We start from the raw sequence: 19,239 nt of genomic DNA, 5'->3' as shown, positions 1-19,239 counted from the left end.
ACCGACCGATACCCGGAAGGAAACACGTGCAGATCGCCATCGTTCTCTTCGACCGTTTCACCGCCCTCGACGCCGTGGGCCCGTACGAGACCATGAGCCGCATACCGGGCGCCGAGACCGTCTTCGTCGCCGAGCGGACCGGCCAGGTCCGCAACGACACGGGGAGCCTGGCCCTCACCGCCGACCGGACCCTGGCGGACGTACCCGCCCCCGATGTCGTCGTCGTGCCGGGCGGCCCCGGCCAGGACACGCAGATGGACAACGAGATGCTGCTGGACTGGCTCCGCGCCGCCGACGCCACCAGCACCTGGACCACCTCGGTCTGCTCCGGCTCGCTGCTGCTCGCCGCCGCGGGTCTGCTGAACGGACGCCGCGCCACCTCGCACTGGCTGGCCCTGGGCCTCCTGAAGCAGTACGGCGTCGAGCCGACCGGGGAACGGGTCGTCACCGACGGCAAGTACGTCACCGCGGCCGGCGTCTCCTCCGGCATCGACATGGGCCTCACCCTGGTCGGCCGGATCGCCGGCGACGAGCACGCCCAGGCGGTTCAGCTGCTGACCGAGTACGACCCGCAGCCGCCCTACGACGCGGGTTCCCCCGAGAAGGCGCCCGCCCATCTCGTCGAGGAGTTCCACACCGGGAACCGGTTCATCCTGACGTAGGCCCGTTCCAGCCGAAACGCGGCTGCCTGCGCTCCAGGAAGGCGGCGACCCCCTCGGCGGTGTCGCCGCTGCCGCGTGCCTGCGCGGCCCAGTGGGCGTCCCGGTCCGTGCGTCCGTTCGCGAACTCCTTCGCCGCGGCCTGCGTCAGCAGCGAGCGGGAGACCAGCACCCGGGTGAACTCCGCCACCCGCTTGCCGAGTTCGCCCTCCGGCAGCACCTCGTCCACCAGGCCGGTGCGCAGCGCCCGCGCGGCGTCGATCAACTCTCCGCTGAACAGCAGGTACTTCGCGGTCGCAGGCCCCGTCAAGGCCACCAGCCGCCGGGTCGCGGACGCCGGATACACGACCCCCAGCTTGGCCGGGGTCACGCCGAACAGCGCCGTCTCCTCGGCGAACCGCAGGTCGCACGCCGCCGCCAACTGCGCCCCGCCGCCCACGCAGTGCCCCCGGATCGCCGCCAGCGTCGGCTTGGGGAACGCGGCGAGGGCCTCCTCGGCCCGTACCGCCAGCCCTTGCGCCTCCTCGGCCGACTCGCGCAGGGTCGAGATGTCCGCACCGGCGCAGAACGTCGCGCCCTCACCGGTGAGCACCAGCGCCCGCACCCCCGGGTCGGCGGCCAGGTCGTCGAGGACACGGGGCAGCGCCCGCCACATCGCGGCCGTCATGGCGTTGCGCTTGGCCGGGTGGTGGACGACGACGGTGGCGACCGAGTCGGCGACCCGGTGCAGCAGCTGCGGCTCCATGGACCGGATGCTATCCACCGGCCCCTCCGCTTCGAGCGGCCGGGCAGGCGGGACAGGAACGGTCGCGTGTCATGCGCCAACGATCAGAAACCGCTCGATATTTGCTGACTTGTGTTCAGTCCCTGGGGGCGGCCCGGCGCGTTACCAACACTCAGGGGTGTGGTGACAATCGAGCCCAGGGGTGGCGACCGGACCATGGACGAGACCGGGCCCGCCGGGCCGCTGCCGTACGAAGGTGTCTGGCGGTTCACCGCCCCCGCCGTGGACGCCTCGGTCCCGCAGGCCCGGCACGCCGTGCGCGACCTGCTGACGCGTCAGGGCGTACCGGTCTCCGACGACGTCACGCAGGCCCTCCTGCTGATCGTCTCGGAACTGGTCACCAACGCGGTACGGCACGCGGCGGTGCTCTCGCCGGTGCTCGCCGTGGAGGTCGCCGTCGGCGCCGAGTGGGTGCGGGTGGCCGTGGAGGACGACCACCCCTACCGCCCGACCGCCCTGGAGACCGACCACGGCCGGACCGGTGGGCGCGGCCTGCTCCTGGTCCGCGAGATCACCCGGGAGGCGGGCGGGGCCTGCGACGTCGCCCACACCGCGAGCGGCGGCAAGGTGATCTGGGCCGCCCTGCCGCTCAAGCACGCCCCGCGGTAGGGCGCCCCGCGGTACGGCGCCCCGCGGCGGGACCCCTGCTCACCAGCCCGCGGACGGGCCCGTCAGCTCGCGGACGGCCGGCCGGGCCGCGTCCAGCACCGTCATGAACCATGCCGAGAAGGTGTCCTTCGCGTGCCGCTCGGTCAGCTCCGCCGGGGACACGAAGGCCGTCTCCGCCACTTCCTCCGGGTCCGCGCGCAGCTCGGCCTGCACCAGGCCGACGAAGAGGTGGTTGTACTCCTGCTCGACCAGCCCGGAGGCCGGGTCGGGGTGGTTGTAGCGCACCGTGCCCGCCTCGGCGAGCAGGGAGGGCGACACCCCCAGCTCCTCGTACGTCCGCCTGGCCGCCGCGGCGAACGGCGCCTCGCCCGGGTAGGGGTGACCGCAGCAGGTGTTGGACCACACACCGGGGGAGTGGTACTTGCCCAGCGCCCGCTGCTGGAGCAGCAGCCGCCCCCGCTCGTCGAAGAGGAACACGGAGAAGGCGCGGTGCAACCGCCCCGGCGGCTGGTGCGCGGAGAGCTTCTCCGCGGTGCCGATCGTCACGCCGTTCTCGTCGACCAGTTCCAGCAAAATCGCGTCTGCGGTGCCGTTCGACGAGCTGGGCGTCGCGGTGGCAGGAGTGATCGGCATACCCATCCTTCACATCGGTCCTCGCGCCCCAAGTGTGCCGTACGAATCCGGCACTCTCGGCACTTCCCGGCACACCCGCATGTCCTGCGTGCCCGCGCGGGCACCGGGGGTGGCCGGTCGGACACCGAGCAGGGGTCCGATGGAAGATCATTCCCGGCGTCACCCTCCGGGAACCCCCGGGTTCGTCGCGCCCCGGCAGGGCAGCGCGGCTGACCGGACGCGGACGGGAGCGTTCAACAGCGCGTCCCGGTGCGTACGCGCCCCCTGGAGCCCTGGACGGTACGCCGGCCCCGCCGTGCCCCCGCCGTGCCCCGCCGTGCCCCGCCGTGCCTCAATGGCACAGCCGCGCCTCGTGCTCCGCGTGACCGCTGGGCTCCAGCTGGAACGTGCAGTGCTCCACGTCGAAGTGGTCGCCCAGGCAGCCCTGCAGCTCGTGGAGCATCTTCTCGTGGCCGATCGCGCTCAGCGCCTCGCCGTTCACCACCACGTGCGCCGACAGCACCGGCATGCCCGAGGTGATGGTCCAGGCGTGCAGGTCGTGCACGTCCTCGACCCCGTCAAGGGCCAGTATGTGGGCGCGCACCTCGGCGATGTCCACGCCCTTGGGTGCCGCCTCGAGCAGCACGTCCAGGGTCTCGCGCAGCAGCCGCCAGGTACGCGGCACGATCATCAGGCCGATCAGCAGCGACGCGATCGGGTCGGCGGGCTGCCAGCCCGTGGCCAGGATCACCAGCGCCGAGACGATCACCGCCAGGGAGCCCAGCGCGTCCGCCGCCACCTCCAGGAAGGCGCCCCGCACGTTCAGGCTCTCCTTCTGGCCGCGCATCAGCAGCGACAGCGACACCATGTTCGCCACCAGGCCGATCGCGCCGAAGACGACGGTCGGCCCGCCCGCGGTGTCGGCCGGCGTGACGAACCGGTCGATCGCCTCGTACAGGACGTAACCGCCGACCCCCAGCAGCAGCAGACAGTTGGCCAGGGCGGCGAGGATCTCGGCGCGGGCGTAGCCGAAGGTGCGGCGGTCGCTCGGCGGACGGCTCGCGAAGTGGACGGCCAGCAGCGCCATGCCGAGCCCCAGGGCGTCCGTCGCCATGTGCGCGGCGTCGGCGATCAGCGCGAGCGAGTCGGCGAGCAGGCCGCCGACGATCTCGACGACCATGACGGTGAGGGTGATCGCCAGCGCCACCCGCAGGCGGCCCCGGTAAGCGGCGGTCACCGTCCCGCCGGTGTGCCCCCCGTGTGCGTGCCCGTGATCGTGCCCAGCCCCCATGAGAAAGCCGCCTCCTTGTCCGCAGGGGCGTCCGGCACCCGGCGCCCGGATGACAGTCAACTACGGGTAGGGGGTATCCGGCAACGCGGCACTGAACACCGTTGTCATCTGCCCTGACCTGGGGAAACGCTATGCAGGTCAGGACGCTGAACGGTGATCGGAAGCACTCCGTCCGCCGGATGAGGACAGGGCCCGCCGAGGGCCGCTCTGACCCTGTGCGAACAACCGCCGACACTGTGCGATGTCCGCGATGCCCGGTCTGGGGGCGCGGTTTGTGAGGCGGGCCCCGGATCCACGATGATGATCGCGGCGAAGGCGGGTGCACGTGGCGTCGACCGACCGTGAAACGGGCGGTGAACACGGCGTTCCCGGCATCCGATAACCTCTGCCGACATGCCGCCCGGGTGCCCCAGGCACGGGCGCTCCACCATGCACAGGCCCGGCGTCCAGGCGCCGGCACCAGGGAGTGAGTTCGGTTGCCGACCGCCATCCTCACCGGTCAGCCGGTCCCCGGTTCGTCGATCGAGAGCGAGCTGCGGTCCCTGGGCTTCGACGTGCACCTCGCCTCCGGCGCCGCCGACACCGAGACCCTCCTGGCCCGGGCCCCGGGCGAGGAGCGGGTCGCCGTGGTCGACGCCCGCTTCGTGGGCCACCCGCACGCCCTGCGCCTCGGCCTCACCGACCCCCGCTTCCCGCTCGCCGCGATCCCGGGTGCCGTGACCGCCCAGCCCGCCGCCCGCCAGGCGCTGACCCGCGCGATGGCCCGCGAGAACTCCGCGGGCGGCGGCACCGCCGTGGCCGTGGACAGCCTCGCCGACCGGATCACCGCCGCCCTCGACGCCGACGGCGCCGACGTGCACCGCCCCGAACTGGGCAGCCTCGTCGCCGCCGTCCCCGCCGACCCGCAGGCCCGCAACGAGGCACGGCAGGCCGTCGCCGCCGTCGACGACGAGGCCGTACGCCTGAAGTCGGCGGTCAAGGCCCGCGACGGCTTCGTCACCACCTTCTTCATCAGCCCCTACTCCCGCCACATCGCCCGCTGGTGCGCGCGCCGCGGCCTGACCCCCAACCAGGTCACCACCGCCTCGCTGATCACGGCGCTCATAGCGGCGGGCTGCGCGGCCACCGGCACCCGCGGCGGCTTCGTCGCCGCCGGCGTCCTGCTCATCGCCTCTTTCGTCCTCGACTGCACCGACGGGCAGCTCGCCCGGTACTCCCTGCAGTACTCCACGCTCGGCGCCTGGCTGGACGCCACCTTCGACCGCGCCAAGGAGTACGCCTACTACGCGGGCCTCGCCCTCGGCGCCGCCCGCGGCGGGGACGACGTATGGGCCCTCGCCCTCGGCGCGATGGTCCTCCAGACCTGCCGGCACGTCGTGGACTTCTCCTTCAACGAGGCCAATCACGACGCCGCCGCCAACACCAGCCCCACCGCCGCCCTCTCCGACAAGCTCGACAGCGTCGGCTGGACGGTCTGGGTGCGCCGCATGATCGTGCTGCCCATCGGCGAACGCTGGGCCATGATCGCCGTCCTCACCGCGCTCACCACGCCCCGGATCACCTTGTACGCGCTGCTGATCGGCTGCGCGTTCGCCGCGACGTACACCACGGCGGGCCGCGTGCTGCGCTCGCTGACCCGCAGGGCCACCCGCACCGACCGGGCGGCGAAGGCGCTGGCCGACCTCGCCGACTCGGGACCGCTCGCCGAAGCCGCCGCCAAGGGCCTGCGGAGCACCGCCCGCCGGCTGCCCGGCTTCACCGCCCCGGCCGTCGCCCTCCTCGGCGGCGCGGCCGTCGTCGCGACCGCCGCTCTCACCGACTTCGGCGGGCCCTGGCCGCTCCTCGCCGCGATCGTCTACGTACTGACCTCCGCCCTCGCCGTCGCCCGCCCCCTCAAGGGCGCCCTCGACTGGCTGGTCCCGCCGTTCTTCCGGGCCGCCGAATACCTCACCGTCCTGGTGCTGGCGGCGAAAGCCGACGTGAACGGGGCCCTTCCGGCGGCTTTCGGGCTGGTGGCCGCGGTCGCCTACCATCACTACGACACGGTCTACCGCATCCGCGGCGACGCGGGCGCGCCGCCGCAGTGGCTGGTGCGGACGATCGGGGGGCACGAGGGCCGAACGCTGGTGACCTGCGTGCTGGCCGTGCTACTCACCGCCACACAGTTCAAGGTCGCGCTCACGGTCCTCGCCGTGGCCGTGGCACTCGTGGTGCTCGTCGAGAGCATCCGCTTCTGGGTCGCCGCCCACAAGGTCGGCGCACCCGCCGTACACGACGAAGGAGAACCCGCATGATCGGCCTCGTGCTGGCGGCCGGCGCCGGCCGGCGTCTGCGTCCCTACACCGACACCCTGCCCAAGGCGCTCGTGCCGGTCGGCCCCGAGGGGGCGGAGGACAGCATCACGGTGCTGGACCTGACCCTGGCGAACTTCGCCGAGGTCGGCCTGACCGAGGTCGGGATCATCGTCGGCTACCGCAAGGAGGCCGTGTACGACCGCCAGGCGGAGCTGGAGCAGAAGTACGGCGTCAAGCTCACCCTCATCGACAACGACAAGGCCGAGGAGTGGAACAACGCCTACTCCCTGTGGTGCGGCCGTGACGCCCTCAAGGACGGCGTGATCCTCGCCAACGGCGACACCGTGCACCCGGTCTCCGTCGAGAAGACCCTGCTCGCCGCCCGCGGCGACGGCAAGAAGATCATCCTCGCCCTCGACACGGTGAAGAACCTCGCCGAGGAGGAGATGAAGGTCGTCGTCGACCCCGACAAGGGTGTCCAGCGCATCACCAAGCTGATGGACCCGGCCGAGGCGACCGGCGAGTACATCGGCGTCACCCTCATCGAGGGCGAGGCCGCCGCCGACCTGGCCGACGCGCTGAAGACCACCTTCGAGCGCGACCCGCAGCTGTACTACGAGGACGGCTACCAGGAGCTGGTCAACCGCGGCTTCAAGGTCGACGTGGCGCCGATCGGCGAAGTCAAGTGGGTCGAGATCGACAACCACGACGACCTCGCCAAGGGCAGGGAGATCGCGTGCCAGTACTGACGAGGCTCATCCCGTCGCCGGTCGTCGTGGACATCCGCGCGGGTGCCCTCGACGACCTGGGGTGTGTGCTCGCCGACGAGCGCATCTCCCACTCGGGCAAGCTCGCCGTCGCCGTCAGCGGCGGCTCCGGCGCCCGGCTGCGCGAGCGCGTCGCCCCGTCCCTGCCCGGCGCCGACTGGTTCGAGGTCGGCGGCGGCACGCTGGACGACGCGATCAAGCTGGCCGGCGCCATGAAGGCCGGCCACTACGACGCGGTCGTCGGCCTCGGCGGCGGCAAGATCATCGACTGTGCCAAGTTCGCGGCGGCGCGCATCGGCCTCCCGCTGGTCGCCGTACCGACGAACCTCGCGCACGACGGCCTGTGCTCGCCGGTGGCCACCCTCGACAACGACGCGGGCCGCGGCTCCTACGGTGTGCCGAACCCGATCGCCGTCGTCATCGACCTGGACGTCGTCCGCGCCGCCCCGGCCCGCTTCGTGCGCGCCGGCATCGGCGACGCCGTCTCCAACGTCTCCGCGATCGCGGACTGGGAGCTGGCCAACCGCATCAAGGGCGAGAAGATCGACGGCCTGGCCGCCGCGATGGCCCGCCAGGCCGGCGAGGCCGTGCTGCGGCACCCCGGTGGCATCGGCGACAACGACTTCCTCCAGGTGCTGGCCGAGGCACTGGTCCTCACCGGTATCGCCATGTCGGTCTCCGGCGACTCGCGGCCCGCATCCGGCGCCTGCCACGAGATCAACCACGCCTTCGACCTGCTCTTCCCCACCCGCGCGGCCGCCCACGGCGAGCAGTGCGGCCTGGGCGCGGCCTTCGCGATGTACCTGCGCGGAGCCCACGAGGAGTCCGCCCACATGGCCGGGGTCCTGCGGCGGCACGGGCTGCCGGTGCTGCCCGAGGAGATCGGGTTCACGCCCGAGGAGTTCTTCCGGGCCGTGGAGTTCGCCCCCCAGACGCGGCCCGGCCGCTACACGATCCTCGAGCACCTCGACCTCAAAACCGACCAGATCAAGGACCTGTACGCCGACTATGTCAAGGCCATCGGTAGCTGAACTACGCCCGGTCGTCCATCCCGCGGGGGTCAAGGACCGGCGCAGCGGTGAGCACTGGGCGGGACGCCTCTACATGCGCGAGGTCTCGCTGCGGATCGACCGCTACCTGGTGAACACCAGGGTCACGCCCAACCAGCTCACGTACCTGATGACCGTCTGCGGCGTGCTCGCGGCCCCCGCGCTGCTCGTGCCGGGCGTCTGGGGCGCCGTGCTCGGTGTGGTCGCGGTCCAGCTGTACCTGCTCCTCGACTGCGTCGACGGCGAGATCGCCCGCTGGCGCAAGCAGTACTCGCTCGGCGGCGTCTACCTGGACCGGGTCGGTGCCTACCTGACCGACGCCGCGGTCCTGGTCGGCCTCGGCCTGCGCGCCGCCGACATCTGGGGCACCGGACGCATCGACTGGCTGTGGGCCTTCCTCGGCACCCTGGCCGCGCTCGGCGCGATCCTGATCAAGGCCGAGACCGACCTGGTGGGCGTCGCCCGGCACCAGAACGGGATGCCCCCGGTCAAGGAGGCGGCCTCCGAGATCCGCTCCTCCGGCATGGCGCTGGCCCGCCGGGCCGCCGGGGCGCTCAAGTTCCACCGGCTGATCCTCGGCATCGAGGCGTCCCTGCTGATCCTGGTCCTCGCGATCGTCGACGAGAGCCGGGGCGACCTGTTCTTCACCCGGCTCGGCACCGCCGTACTCGCCGGCATCGCGGTACTGCAGACCCTGCTGCACCTGGTGTCCATCCTCGCCTCCAGCAGGTTGAAGTGAGCGGGGCCATGAAGGTCGGTGCCGTCGTCATCACGATGGGCAACCGCCCCGAGGAACTGCGCGCCCTGCTCGACTCGGTCGCCAAGCAGGACGGCGACCCGGTCGAGGTGGTCGTGGTCGGTAACGGCTCGCCCGTCCCCGAGGTGCCGGACGGTGTGCGCACCGTCGAGCTGCCCGAGAACCTCGGCATCCCCGGCGGCCGCAACGTCGGCATCGAGGCGTTCGGCCCCGGCGGCAGCGACGTCGACGTGCTGCTCTTCCTCGACGACGACGGCCTGCTCGCCCGCACCGACACCGCCGAGCTGTGCCGCGAGGCGTTCGCGGCCGACGACGAGCTGGGCATCATCAGCTTCCGCATCGCCGACCCGGACACCGGCGAGACCCAGCGCCGGCACGTCCCGCGGCTGCGCGCCTCCGACCCGATGCGCTCCTCCCGGGTCACCACCTTCCTCGGCGGCGCCAACGCGGTGCGCACCCGCGTCCTCACCCAGGTCGGCGGGCTGCCGGACGCGTTCTTCTACGCCCACGAGGAGACCGACCTGGCCTGGCGGGCCCTGGACGCGGGCTGGATGATCGACTACCGGGCCGACATGGTGCTCAACCACCCCACGACCGCGCCGTCCCGGCACGCGGTCTACCACCGCATGGTCGCCCGCAACCGCGTCTGGCTCGCCCGCCGCAACCTCCCCGCGCTCCTGGTCCCCGTCTACCTCGGCGTCTGGATGGCGCTCACCCTGCTGCGCCGCCCGTCGCGACCTGCCCTGAAGGCCTGGTTCGGCGGCTTCCGCGAGGGCTGGACCACCCCGTGCGGTCCGCGCCGACCCATGCGGTGGCGTACGGTGTGGCGCCTGACCCGGCTGGGCCGCCCCCCGGTGATCTGACAAGCTCGTACCGAGAGCGTTCCGGCCCCGACCGGGGCCACCAGGTCCATGCAGGCCCGCGCGGCCGAGCATTTCGAAGACGAAAGTATCCACCAGTGAGTGAGACAACGCACGACGGCACGGTCGCCATGACCAAGCCCGTGTCGCCCGACGAGGGCCTCACACCGGCCCGGCTCGCCGCCAAGTACGGGCTGTCCGTGAGCGGTGCCCGGCCTTCCCTCATGGAGTACGTCCGCCAGCTCTGGGGACGGCGGCACTTCATCCTCGCCTTCTCCCAGGCGAAGCTGACCGCCCAGTACAGCCAGGCCAAGCTCGGCCAGCTGTGGCAGGTGGCCACCCCGCTGCTGAACGCGCTCGTCTACTTCGCGATCTTCGGTCTGATCCTCAACGCGGGCCGCGGCATGCCCAAGGACGTGTACATCCCGTTCCTGGTGACGGGTGTGTTCGTCTTCACCTTCACCCAGTCCTCCGCGATGGCGGGCGTGCGCGCCATCTCCGGCAACCTCGGACTGGTGCGGGCGCTGCACTTCCCGCGCGCCTCACTGCCCATCTCGTTCGCGCTCCAGCAGCTCCAGCAGCTGCTGGCCTCGATGATCGTCATGTTCGCCGTGGTCATCGGCTTCGGCAGCTACCCCTCGCTGTCCTGGCTGCTGGTGCTGCCGGCGCTCGTCCTGCAGTTCCTGTTCAACGTGGGGCTGGCGCTCGTCGTGGCCCGCATGGGGGCCAAGACGCCGGACCTGGCCCAGCTGATGCCGTTCATCATGCGGACCTGGATGTACGCGTCGGGCGTCATGTTCTCCATCCCGATCATGCTGGAGGACAAGCCGGCCTGGCTCGCCGACGTGCTCCAGTGGAACCCGACCGCCCTCTACATGGACCTGATCCGCTTCGCGCTGATCGACGGGTACGGCTCCGAGAACCTGCCGCCGCACGTGTGGGCGGTCGCGCTGGGCTGGGCCGTGGTCCTCGCCGTCGGCGGCTTCGTGTACTTCTGGAAGGCGGAGGAGAGGTACGGCCGTGGCTGAGCAGCAGCAGGACAAGCGGGTTCCGACCGTCATCGCGGACGAGCTCCACATCGTCTACCGCGTCAACGGCGCCAAGACCGGGAAGGGCAGCGCCACCGCCGCCCTGAGCCGCATGATCAAGCGAGGCTCCGACGACGCGGCGCGGGGCGTGCGCAAGGTGCATGCCGTGCGCGGCGTCTCCTTCACCGCCTACCGGGGCGAGGCCATCGGCCTGATCGGGTCCAACGGCTCCGGCAAGTCGACACTGCTGCGGGCCATCGCCGGCCTGCTGCCCGCCGAGCGCGGCAAGGTCTACACCGACGGCCAGCCCTCCCTGCTCGGTGTGAACGCGGCCCTGATGAACGACCTGACCGGCGAGCGGAACGTCATCCTCGGCGGCCTGGCCATGGGCATGACCCGCGAGCAGATCAAGGAGCGCTACCAGGACATCGTCGACTTCTCCGGCATCAACGAGAAGGGCGACTTCATCACCCTGCCGATGCGCACCTACTCCTCCGGCATGGCCGCCCGGCTGCGCTTCTCCATCGCCGCCGCCAAGGACCACGACGTCCTGATGATCGACGAGGCGCTGGCCACCGGTGACCGCAAGTTCCAGACCCGTTCCGAGGAGCGGATCCGGGAGCTGAAGAAGGAGGCCGGCACCGTCTTCCTGGTCAGCCACAACAACAAGTCCATCCGCGACACCTGCAACCGGGTCCTGTGGCTGGAGCGCGGCGAGCTGCGCATGGACGGCCCGACCGACGAGGTGCTCAAGGAGTACGAGAAGTTCACGGGCAAGTAGCCCGACACGCCAGGGCCTCGCCGGAACTGTTCCGGCGAGGCCCCGCGTCTGCAAAGGAAACGTCAACTCCTGGCGTTCTCAGGAATCTTGAAGCCAATCGGTGTGTTGTTGTGATGCGCCGTGCCCCCCGACGGACGCCCGTGAGTTGTACAACGTAAGCTGTACCGGTCCTGAAACGCGGCACATGGGGCGATAATGCCCGACACCCTCGAGCGGGCCTGCCGCGCGGGTGGCAGGGCGGCGTGTCCGAAATAGTGTGTATTGGATCGGCAGTGTAGAACGGGAGATGTGACGGCAATGGCTACGGAAACTCCCCAGCTCCGCGAAGCGTGCGCCGTCCCCGCCCAGGGCAGCCCGCGATGACGGCCACCGACACGGCGCAGGCCGTCGACCCGGAGCGCGGCACCCTGGCCAAGGCCGCGGACGAGAACTTCCCCGTCGCCCCCTTCTTCCTGCCCCGCGCCTGGCGCACCGACCTCATGGCCGTGTACGGCTTCGCCCGCCTCGTCGACGACATCGGCGACGGCGACCTCGCCCCCGGCGGTGCGGACGCCCGCCTCCTCGGCGTCCCCGAGGACCGCGCCGACGACCGGCTGCTGATGCTCGACGCCTTCGAGGAGGACCTGCGCCGTGTATTCGAAGGCGCCGACGGTTCCGACGGGCCGCCCCGCCACCCGCTGCTGCTCCGTCTGGTGCCCACCGTCCGCCGCCGCGCGCTGACCCCCGAGCCCTTCCTCGGCCTGATCGCCGCCAACCGCCAGGACCAGCTGGTCGCACGGTACGAGACCTACGACGACCTCCTCGCCTACTGCGAGCTGTCCGCCAACCCGGTCGGCCGGCTCGTCCTCGCCGTCACCGGCACCTCGACCCCCGAACGGATCCGCCGCTCCGACGAGATCTGCACCGCCCTCCAGATCGTCGAGCACCTCCAGGACGTCGCCGAGGACCTCGGCCGGGACCGGATCTACCTGCCCGCCGAGGACATGAAACGTTTCCACGTCCAGGAGACGGACCTCGCCGCGCCCACCGCCAACGCCTCCGTGCGCGCCCTGATCGCGTACGAGGCCGCTCGCGCCCGCGACCTGCTGAATGAAGGAGCCCCCCTGGTGGGTAGCGTCCACGGCAGGCTGCGACTGCTCCTCGCGGGCTTCGTGGCGGGTGGAAGGGCGGCGCTGCGCGCGATCGCCGCGGCGGATCACGACGTACTTCCCGGCCCGCCCAAGTCAGGCAAGGTCCACTTGCTGCGCGAGGCGGGCGTGGTCCTGCGAGGAGAGGGGTGATCGGGTCCGTGGAGTCGTCAGCGAACATGCCGGCACCGGTGCTCGCCGCCTACAGCTACTGCGAGGCCGTCACCGGTCAGCAGGCACGCAACTTCGCCTACGGCATCCGGCTGCTGCCCACGCCCAAGCGGCGGGCGATGTCCGCGCTGTACGCGTTCTCGCGCCGGGTCGACGACATCGGCGACGGCGTGCTGGCCGACGACGTCAAGGCCGCCCGGCTGGAGGAGACCCGGGCCGTGCTCGCCCGGATCCACGACGGCGCGGTCGACGAGGACGACACCGACCCGGTCGCCGTCGCCCTCGCCCACGCCGCCCGGCAGTTCCCGATCCCGCTGGGCGGCCTCGACGAGCTGATCGACGGCGTCCAGATGGACCTGCGCGGCGAGACGTACGAGACCTGGGACGACCTGAAGGTCTACTGCCGCTGCGTGGCGGGCGCCATCGGACGCCTCTCGCTCGGCGTGTTCGGCACCGAACCGGGGGCGCGCGGCGCGGAACGCGCGCCCGAGTACGCCGACACGCTCGGCCTCGCGCTACAGCTCACCAACATCCTGCGCGACGTCCGGGAGGACGCCGAGGGCGGGCGCACCTACCTGCCCGCCGACGACCTCGCCAAGTTCGGCTGCTCGGCCGGGTTCAACGGGCCGACACCACCCGAGGGCTCCGACTTCGCGGGCCTCGTGCACTTCGAAGTGCGTCGGGCCCGCGCCCTTTTCGCCGAGGGCTACCGGCTGCTGCCCATGCTCGACCGGCGCAGCGGCGCCTGCGTGGCCGCCATGGCCGGCATCTACCGCCGCCTCCTCGACCGCATCGAGCGCGACCCGGAGGCCGTGCTGCGCGGCCGGGTCTCCCTGCCCGGACGCGAGAAGGCGTACGTCGCCGTGCGCGGCCTGTCCGGCCTCGACGCCCGGCACGTCACCCGGCGGGCCGTCAGGAGGCGCGCCTGATGGACACACCGGGCACACTCGACTCCCAGGACCCGTACAAAACGACCGGCGGACAGCAGGGGGCAACCCTCCGGTGGCGGTCGGCGTCCCTGACTGAGACGGTCAGCCGTACGCCGTTCAAACACCACGGCGGCCGGACAGGGAAGGGCGCACCATGACGCAGGGCAAGGGCACGCGCGAGGGCCGAATGCTCGCGGACGTCTCGGCCCTCGGCCCCGGCGGGCATGCCGTCGTGGTCGGCGGCGGACTCGCGGGGGTCACCACCGCGCTGGCGCTCGCGGACGCCGGCGTGCGCGTCACCCTGCTCGAAGGGCGCCCCCGACTGGGCGGACTCGCCTTCTCCTTCCGGCGCGGCGACCTCACCGTCGACAACGGCCAGCACGTGTACCTGCGCTGCTGCACCGCCTACCGGTGGTTCCTCGACCGGATCGGCGGAGCGGCGCTCGCACCGGTGCAGGAACGTCTCGACGTGCCCGTGGTCGACCTGGCCAGGGCCGAGGGCAACCGGCTCGGCAGACTGCGGCGCGACGCCCTGCCCGTACCCCTGCACCTGGGGCGCAGCCTGGCGGCCTACCCGCACCTCTCCCTCGCCGAACGCGCCTCGGTGGGGCGTGCCGCGCTCGCGCTCAAGGGTCTCGACCTCGCCGATCCGACCCTGGACACCCAGGACTTCGGCAGCTGGCTGACCGCGCACGGTCAGTCGGCGCGTGCCGTCGAGGCCCTGTGGGACCTGGTCGGGGTCGCCACCCTCAACGCGGTCGCGGGCGACGCCTCCCTGGGGCTCGCCGCGATGGTGTTCAAGACGGGTCTGCTGTCCGACCCCGGAGCGGCCGACATCGGGTGGGCCCGCGTCCCGCTGGGCGAACTGCACGACCGGCTGGCCCGCAAGGCGCTCGACTCCGCGGGCGTCCGTACCGAGGTCCGTACACGCGTCACCTCCGTCTCTGTAAACGAGAACGGCGGCTGGAGCGTTCAGGTTCCCGGCGAGACGCTCGAAGCGGACGCCGTCGTCCTCGCCGTACCCCAGCGCGAGGCCCACGACCTCCTGCCCCACGGCGCGCTCGACGCCCCGGAAAATCTTCTGCGGATCGGCACCGCGCCGATCCTCAACATCCACGTGATCTACGACCGCAAGGTGCTCGCCACGCCGTTCCTCACGGCCCTCGGCACCCCCGTGCAGTGGGTGTTCGACCGCACCGAGGCCTCCGGACTGAAGGAGGGTCAGTACCTGGCGCTGTCCCAGTCGACGGCGCAGAACGAGATCGACGAGCCCGTGGCCGCGCTGCGCGAGCGGTACCTGCCCGAACTGGAGCGGCTGCTGCCGCGCACCCGGGGTGCCGAGGTGAAGGACTTCTTCGTGACCAGGGAGCGCACCGCGACGTTCGCCCCCGCCCCCGGCGTCGGCCGCCTCAGGCCCGGCGCCCGGACCAAGGCACCCGGCCTCTACCTGGCCGGAGCGTGGACCGCCACCGGGTGGCCCGCGACCATGGAGAGTGCGGTTCGCAGCGGTGTCGGGGCGGCGGCCGCCGCGCTCGGCGCCCTGGGCCGGTCCCGCGGCCTCCTTCCCGATTTCTTCGAGGAGGCGGCGTGAAAGCCGATCCACGCGGGACCGACTCCCGCACTCCCGGCACCGCAACTGGAGGAAAGACTGTGCCCACTGTGCCCCCGGCCCCGAAGGCCGATCGACGGACCACGGTGGACGTGACCGCGCTTCTGGAGCGCGGCCGGACCCTGGCCACGCCGGTCCTGCGGGCGGCGGTCGACCGCCTGGCCCCTCCCATGGACACCGTCGCCTCCTACCACTTCGGCTGGATCGACGCCCAGGGCAACCCCGCGGACGGCGACGGCGGCAAGGCCGTACGCCCCGCGCTCGCCGTGCTCTCCGCCGAGGTCACCGGCGCCGCGCCCGAGGTCGGCGTACCGGGCGCGGTGGCCGTGGAACTGGTGCACAACTTCTCCCTCCTGCACGACGACCTGATGGACGGCGACGAACAGCGCCGCCACCGCGACACCGTCTGGAAGGTGCACGGCCCCGCCCAGGCCATCCTGGTCGGCGACGCCCTGTTCGCCCTCGCCAACGAGGTGCTGCTCGAACTGGGCACCGTCGAGGCCGGCCGCGCCACCCGCCGGCTGACCAAGGCCAGCCGCTCCCTGATCGACGGTCAGGCCCAGGACATCTCCTACGAGCACCGCGACCGCGTCAGCGTCGAGGAGTGCCTGGAGATGGAGGGCAACAAGACCGGCGCCCTGCTCGCCTCCGCCAGCTCCATCGGCGCGGTGCTCGGCGGGGCCGACGAGCACACCGCCGACACCCTCGAGAAGTACGGCTACCACCTGGGCCTGGCCTTCCAGGCCGTGGACGACCTGCTCGGCATCTGGGGCGACCCGGACGCCACCGGCAAGCAGACCTGGAGCGACCTGCGCCAGCGCAAGAAGTCGCTGCCGGTCGTCGCCGCCCTCGCGGCCGGCGGGCCCGCCTCCGAGCGGCTCGGCGAGATCCTCACCGCCGACGCCAAGGCCAGTGACTTCGCGAACTTCTCCGAGGAGGAGTTCGCGGCCCGCGCCGCCCTCATCGAGGAAGCGGGCGGGCGGGAGTGGACCGCCGACGAGGCGCGCCGCCAGCACACCATCGCCATCGAAGCCCTCGACGCCGTCGACATGCCCGACCGGGTGCGGGACCGGTTCACGGCCCTCGCGGACTTCGTCGTCGTACGAAAGAGATGATCATTATCGGTCGAATAGCCCTCGCGTAGTCGCCGGCCGGTGTCGTGGAGACACGAGCACCGGCCGACGGCGGACCCAGCAGACGCACCACATGCACACTGCACGAAGGGGAAGCCATGACAGCGACGACCGACGGAACCGGGGCCTCCCTGCGGCCCCTGGCAGCCTCGGCCAGCGACACCGACAGCACGATCCCCGCCGCGGCGGCCGGGGTACCCGAAGCCGCCGCACGCGCCACCCGGCGCGCCACCGACTTCCTGCTCTCCAAGCAGGACGCCCAGGGCTGGTGGAAGGGCGACCTCGAGACGAACGTCACGATGGACGCCGAGGACCTGCTCCTGCGTCAGTTCCTCGGCATCCAGGACGAGGAGACCACCCGCGCCGCCGCCCTGTTCATCCGCGGCGAGCAGCGCGAGGACGGCACCTGGGCCACCTTCTACGGCGGCCCAGGCGAACTGTCCACCACCATCGAGGCCTACGTCGCCCTCCGCCTGGCCGGCGACTCACCCGACGCGCCGCACATGGCGCGGGCCTCGGAGTGGATCCGCTCCCGCGGCGGAATCGCCTCCGCCCGCGTCTTCACCCGGATCTGGCTGGCCCTGTTCGGCTGGTGGAAGTGGGACGACCTGCCCGAACTCCCGCCGGAGCTCATCTACTTCCCCACCTGGGTCCCGCTCAACATCTACGACTTCGGCTGCTGGGCCCGGCAGACCATCGTGCCGCTCACCATCGTCTCCGCGAAGCGTCCGGTGCGTCCCGCGCCCTTCCCGCTGGACGAACTGCACACCGACCCGGCCCGCCCCAACCCACCGCGTCCCCTCGCCCCGGCGGCCAGCTGGGACGGCGCCTTCCAGCGCATCGACAAGGCCCTGCACGCCTACCGCAAGGTGGCCCCGCGCCGGCTGCGGCGGGCGGCGATGAACAGCGCCGCCCGCTGGATCATCGAGCGCCAGGAGAACGACGGATGCTGGGGCGGCATCCAACCCCCGGCCGTCTACTCGGTCATCGCGCTCTACCTGCTCGGTTACGACCTCGAACACCCCGTGATGCGGGCGGGCCTGGAGTCACTGGACCGTTTCGCCGTATGGCGCGAGGACGGGGCCCGGATGATCGAGGCCTGCCAGTCCCCGGTGTGGGACACCTGCCTGGCCACCATCGCGCTGGCCGACGCGGGCGTACCCGAGGACCATCCGCAGCTGGTGAAGGCCTCGGACTGGATGCTCGGCGAACAGATCGTGCGCCCCGGCGACTGGTCGGTCAAGCGCCCCGGACTCCCGCCCGGCGGCTGGGCGTTCGAGTTCCACAACGACAACTACCCCGACATCGACGACACCGCCGAGGTCGTCCTCGCCCTGCGCCGGGTCAAACACCACGACCCGGAGCGGGTGGAGAAGGCGATCGGCCGCGGGGTGCGCTGGAACCTCGGCATGCAGTCGAAGAACGGCGCCTGGGGCGCCTTCGACGTCGACAACACCAGCGCCTTCCCCAACCGGCTGCCGTTCTGCGACTTCGGCGAGGTCATCGACCCGCCCTCGGCGGACGTCACCGCGCACGTCGTCGAGATGCTCGCCGTCGAGGGCCTCGCCCACGACCCGCGCACCCGCCGCGGCATCCAGTGGCTGCTGGACGCGCAGGAGGCGGACGGTTCCTGGTTCGGCCGCTGGGGCGTCAACTACGTCTACGGCACCGGGTCCGTGATCCCCGCCCTGACCGCCGCCGGGCTGCCCACCTCGCACCCGGCCATCCGCCGGGCGGTGCGCTGGCTGCAGTCCGTCCAGAACGAGGACGGCGGCTGGGGCGAGGACCTGCGCTCCTACCGGTACGTCCGGGAGTGGAGCGGCCGGGGCGCCTCGACCGCCTCGCAGACCGGCTGGGCGCTGATGGCCCTGCTGGCAGCGGGGGAGCGGGAGTCCCAGGCCGTGGAGCGCGGCGTCGAGTGGCTGGCGGCCACCCAGCGGGAGGACGGCTCCTGGGACGAGCCCTACTTCACGGGTACCGGCTTCCCGTGGGACTTCTCCATCAACTACAACCTCTACCGCCAGGTCTTCCCGCTCACCGCGCTCGGCCGGTACGTCCACGGGGAGCCCTTCGCCAAGAAGTCCCGCACCGTGCAGGCCCCCGCCGAGCCCGCCGCAGCCGAGGTGAAGGGCAGCTGATGACCCCGCAGACCGGCCCGTCCCCGCTGCTGATCGCCTGCGCGCTCGGCATCGAGCACCTCGCCCTGCGCACCGGCGACCGCGGTGGCGCCGGCGGGCCGGTCACCGTCCTGCGCACCGGCATGGGCCCGAAGGCGGCGGAGCGCTCGGTCGCCCGGGTCCTCGCCGACCCGGCGCTCGAGTCCGCCGCCGTGCTCGCCACCGGCTTCTGCGCGGGACTCGCCCCCGGCATGCACCCCGGCGACCTGGTCGTCGCCGAGGAGACCCGGGACCCACGCTCCACCGTCACCTGCGCCGCGACCGACCGGCTCGTCAAGGAACTCGTACGAGCCGTCCCGGGGCGCACCGTCCACACCGGGCCGCTGACCGGCTCGGACCACGTCGTCCGCGGCCCCGAACGCGCCGACCTGCTCGCGACCGGCGCGATCGCCGTGGACATGGAGTCCGCGGCCACGCTCCTGAGCGCCGTCCGCACGGGCCCGCGCCCGGTTGCGGCCGTCCGAGTGGTCGTGGACGCTCCAGAACACGAACTCGTCCGGATCGGCACCGTGCGCGGTGGAATATCGGCCTTCCGTGTTCTTCGATCCGTTCTGCCCGCATTTTTCGAATGGCACCGTTCTTTGTTGCTCCCCCGGAGGTGA

At 72.0% G+C, this 19,239-nt stretch carries 19 protein-coding genes; 16 read left to right on the top strand and 3 right to left on the bottom strand.

The window, feature by feature from the left end; genetic code table 11:
• Positions 1 to 26: 26 nt before the first annotated feature.
• The gene (locus ABS735_RS22400) at positions 27 to 662 is read left to right on the top strand and encodes a DJ-1/PfpI family protein (protein WP_373900804.1); all 636 of its coding nucleotides are present in this window, start codon (positions 27 to 29) and stop codon (positions 660 to 662) included.
• On the opposite strand, the gene ABS735_RS22395 is transcribed toward ABS735_RS22400, so the two are convergent.
• Entirely contained in the window at positions 649 to 1,404 is a 756-nt protein-coding gene (locus ABS735_RS22395) for an enoyl-CoA hydratase/isomerase family protein (protein ID WP_373900805.1), read from the bottom strand. The two genes, ABS735_RS22400 and ABS735_RS22395, sit on opposite strands and share 14 nt — an antisense overlap.
• 195 nt (positions 1,405 to 1,599) lie before the next feature.
• Between ABS735_RS22395 and ABS735_RS22390 the strand changes: the two genes are divergently transcribed.
• On the top strand, positions 1,600 to 2,052 hold the full coding sequence (locus ABS735_RS22390; RefSeq protein WP_373901273.1) for an ATP-binding protein: 453 nt from the start codon (positions 1,600 to 1,602) through the stop codon (positions 2,050 to 2,052).
• 39 nt (positions 2,053 to 2,091) lie between these two features.
• Here the strand turns inward: ABS735_RS22390 and idi are convergent, their stop codons facing one another.
• Both idi and ABS735_RS22380 read right to left on the bottom strand, forming a co-directional pair.
• Positions 2,092 to 2,685: an isopentenyl-diphosphate Delta-isomerase gene (gene idi / locus ABS735_RS22385; RefSeq protein ID WP_373900807.1), complete on the bottom strand. Its 594-nt coding sequence runs from the start codon at positions 2,683 to 2,685 to the stop codon at positions 2,092 to 2,094.
• A 331-nt stretch (positions 2,686 to 3,016) separates the two neighbouring features.
• Positions 3,017 to 3,955, bottom strand: coding sequence for a cation diffusion facilitator family transporter (locus ABS735_RS22380; protein WP_373900808.1), 939 nt, complete (start codon positions 3,953 to 3,955; stop codon positions 3,017 to 3,019).
• 476 nt (positions 3,956 to 4,431) lie between these two features.
• On the opposite strand from ABS735_RS22380, the gene ABS735_RS22375 reads away from it, so the two are divergent.
• The 14 genes from ABS735_RS22375 (at position 4,432) to ABS735_RS22310 (ending at position 19,239) form a co-directional block, all read left to right on the top strand.
• Positions 4,432 to 6,249 carry a DUF5941 domain-containing protein gene (locus ABS735_RS22375; protein WP_373900809.1) on the top strand — a complete coding sequence of 606 codons (1,818 nt, stop codon included), beginning with the start codon at positions 4,432 to 4,434 and terminating at the stop codon, positions 6,247 to 6,249.
• A complete protein-coding gene (locus tag ABS735_RS22370; RefSeq protein ID WP_373900810.1) occupies positions 6,246 to 6,998 on the top strand; it encodes a phosphocholine cytidylyltransferase family protein in 753 nt (250 codons plus the stop codon). The genes ABS735_RS22375 and ABS735_RS22370 overlap by 4 nt, the downstream gene beginning before the upstream one ends.
• Positions 6,986 to 8,047: an iron-containing alcohol dehydrogenase family protein gene (locus ABS735_RS22365; protein WP_373900811.1), complete on the top strand. Its 1,062-nt coding sequence runs from the start codon at positions 6,986 to 6,988 to the stop codon at positions 8,045 to 8,047. The genes ABS735_RS22370 and ABS735_RS22365 overlap by 13 nt, the downstream gene beginning before the upstream one ends.
• Positions 8,025 to 8,804, top strand: a complete 780-nt coding sequence (locus ABS735_RS22360; protein WP_373900812.1) for a CDP-alcohol phosphatidyltransferase family protein — start codon at positions 8,025 to 8,027, stop codon at positions 8,802 to 8,804. Before ABS735_RS22365 ends, ABS735_RS22360 begins: the two co-directional genes overlap by 23 nt.
• 8 nt (positions 8,805 to 8,812) lie before the next feature.
• Positions 8,813 to 9,685, top strand: coding sequence for a glycosyltransferase family 2 protein (locus tag ABS735_RS22355; RefSeq protein WP_373900813.1), 873 nt, complete (start codon positions 8,813 to 8,815; stop codon positions 9,683 to 9,685).
• Between the two features lie 95 nt (positions 9,686 to 9,780).
• Positions 9,781 to 10,710: an ABC transporter permease gene (locus tag ABS735_RS22350; protein WP_373900814.1), complete on the top strand. Its 930-nt coding sequence runs from the start codon at positions 9,781 to 9,783 to the stop codon at positions 10,708 to 10,710.
• Complete coding sequence (locus ABS735_RS22345) at positions 10,703 to 11,491, top strand: ABC transporter ATP-binding protein (protein ID WP_373900815.1); 789 nt, start codon at positions 10,703 to 10,705, stop codon at positions 11,489 to 11,491. The genes ABS735_RS22350 and ABS735_RS22345 overlap by 8 nt, the downstream gene beginning before the upstream one ends.
• Positions 11,492 to 11,850: 359 nt before the next feature.
• A complete protein-coding gene (gene hpnC / locus ABS735_RS22340; RefSeq protein ID WP_373900816.1) occupies positions 11,851 to 12,771 on the top strand; it encodes a squalene synthase HpnC in 921 nt (306 codons plus the stop codon).
• The gene (gene hpnD, locus ABS735_RS22335; protein ID WP_373900817.1) at positions 12,768 to 13,718 is read left to right on the top strand and encodes a presqualene diphosphate synthase HpnD; all 951 of its coding nucleotides are present in this window, start codon (positions 12,768 to 12,770) and stop codon (positions 13,716 to 13,718) included. Before hpnC ends, hpnD begins: the two co-directional genes overlap by 4 nt.
• Entirely contained in the window at positions 13,718 to 13,876 is a 159-nt protein-coding gene (locus tag ABS735_RS22330; RefSeq protein ID WP_373900818.1) for a DUF6380 family protein, read from the top strand. The genes hpnD and ABS735_RS22330 overlap by 1 nt, the downstream gene beginning before the upstream one ends.
• Positions 13,873 to 15,309, top strand: coding sequence for a hydroxysqualene dehydroxylase HpnE (gene hpnE, locus ABS735_RS22325; RefSeq protein ID WP_373900819.1), 1,437 nt, complete (start codon positions 13,873 to 13,875; stop codon positions 15,307 to 15,309). The genes ABS735_RS22330 and hpnE overlap by 4 nt, the downstream gene beginning before the upstream one ends.
• A 68-nt stretch (positions 15,310 to 15,377) precedes the next feature.
• Positions 15,378 to 16,442: a polyprenyl synthetase family protein gene (locus ABS735_RS22320; RefSeq protein ID WP_373901274.1), complete on the top strand. Its 1,065-nt coding sequence runs from the start codon at positions 15,378 to 15,380 to the stop codon at positions 16,440 to 16,442.
• 116 nt (positions 16,443 to 16,558) lie between these two features.
• Positions 16,559 to 18,598: a squalene--hopene cyclase gene (gene shc, locus ABS735_RS22315; RefSeq protein ID WP_373900820.1), complete on the top strand. Its 2,040-nt coding sequence runs from the start codon at positions 16,559 to 16,561 to the stop codon at positions 18,596 to 18,598.
• Complete coding sequence (locus ABS735_RS22310) at positions 18,598 to 19,239, top strand: phosphorylase family protein (protein WP_373900821.1); 642 nt, start codon at positions 18,598 to 18,600, stop codon at positions 19,237 to 19,239. The genes shc and ABS735_RS22310 overlap by 1 nt, the downstream gene beginning before the upstream one ends.

Source organism: Streptomyces sp. MMCC 100 (genome assembly GCF_041538145.2).
Taxonomy (GTDB): domain Bacteria; phylum Actinomycetota; class Actinomycetes; order Streptomycetales; family Streptomycetaceae; genus Streptomyces.
This window is presented reverse-complemented; position numbering and strand designations above follow the sequence as displayed.

What these genes read in the sequence shown, in the direction of transcription:
- ABS735_RS22395 (WP_373900805.1), bottom strand. Translation starts at nt 1,404, where the DNA reads ATGGAGCCGCAGCTGCTGCACCGGGTCGCCGACTCGGTCGCCACCGTC.
- hpnC (WP_373900816.1), top strand. Translation starts at nt 11,851, where the DNA reads ATGACGGCCACCGACACGGCGCAGGCCGTCGACCCGGAGCGCGGCACC.
- shc (WP_373900820.1), top strand. Translation starts at nt 16,559, where the DNA reads ATGACAGCGACGACCGACGGAACCGGGGCCTCCCTGCGGCCCCTGGCA.
- ABS735_RS22390 (WP_373901273.1), top strand. Translation starts at nt 1,600, where the DNA reads ATGGACGAGACCGGGCCCGCCGGGCCGCTGCCGTACGAAGGTGTCTGG.
- ABS735_RS22310 (WP_373900821.1), top strand. Translation starts at nt 18,598, where the DNA reads ATGACCCCGCAGACCGGCCCGTCCCCGCTGCTGATCGCCTGCGCGCTC.
- ABS735_RS22370 (WP_373900810.1), top strand. Translation starts at nt 6,246, where the DNA reads ATGATCGGCCTCGTGCTGGCGGCCGGCGCCGGCCGGCGTCTGCGTCCC.
- ABS735_RS22380 (WP_373900808.1), bottom strand. Translation starts at nt 3,955, where the DNA reads ATGGGGGCTGGGCACGATCACGGGCACGCACACGGGGGGCACACCGGC.
- ABS735_RS22330 (WP_373900818.1), top strand. Translation starts at nt 13,718, where the DNA reads ATGGACACACCGGGCACACTCGACTCCCAGGACCCGTACAAAACGACC.
- ABS735_RS22360 (WP_373900812.1), top strand. Translation starts at nt 8,025, where the DNA reads ATGTCAAGGCCATCGGTAGCTGAACTACGCCCGGTCGTCCATCCCGCG.
- ABS735_RS22355 (WP_373900813.1), top strand. Translation starts at nt 8,813, where the DNA reads ATGAAGGTCGGTGCCGTCGTCATCACGATGGGCAACCGCCCCGAGGAA.
- hpnE (WP_373900819.1), top strand. Translation starts at nt 13,873, where the DNA reads ATGACGCAGGGCAAGGGCACGCGCGAGGGCCGAATGCTCGCGGACGTC.
- idi (WP_373900807.1), bottom strand. Translation starts at nt 2,685, where the DNA reads ATGCCGATCACTCCTGCCACCGCGACGCCCAGCTCGTCGAACGGCACC.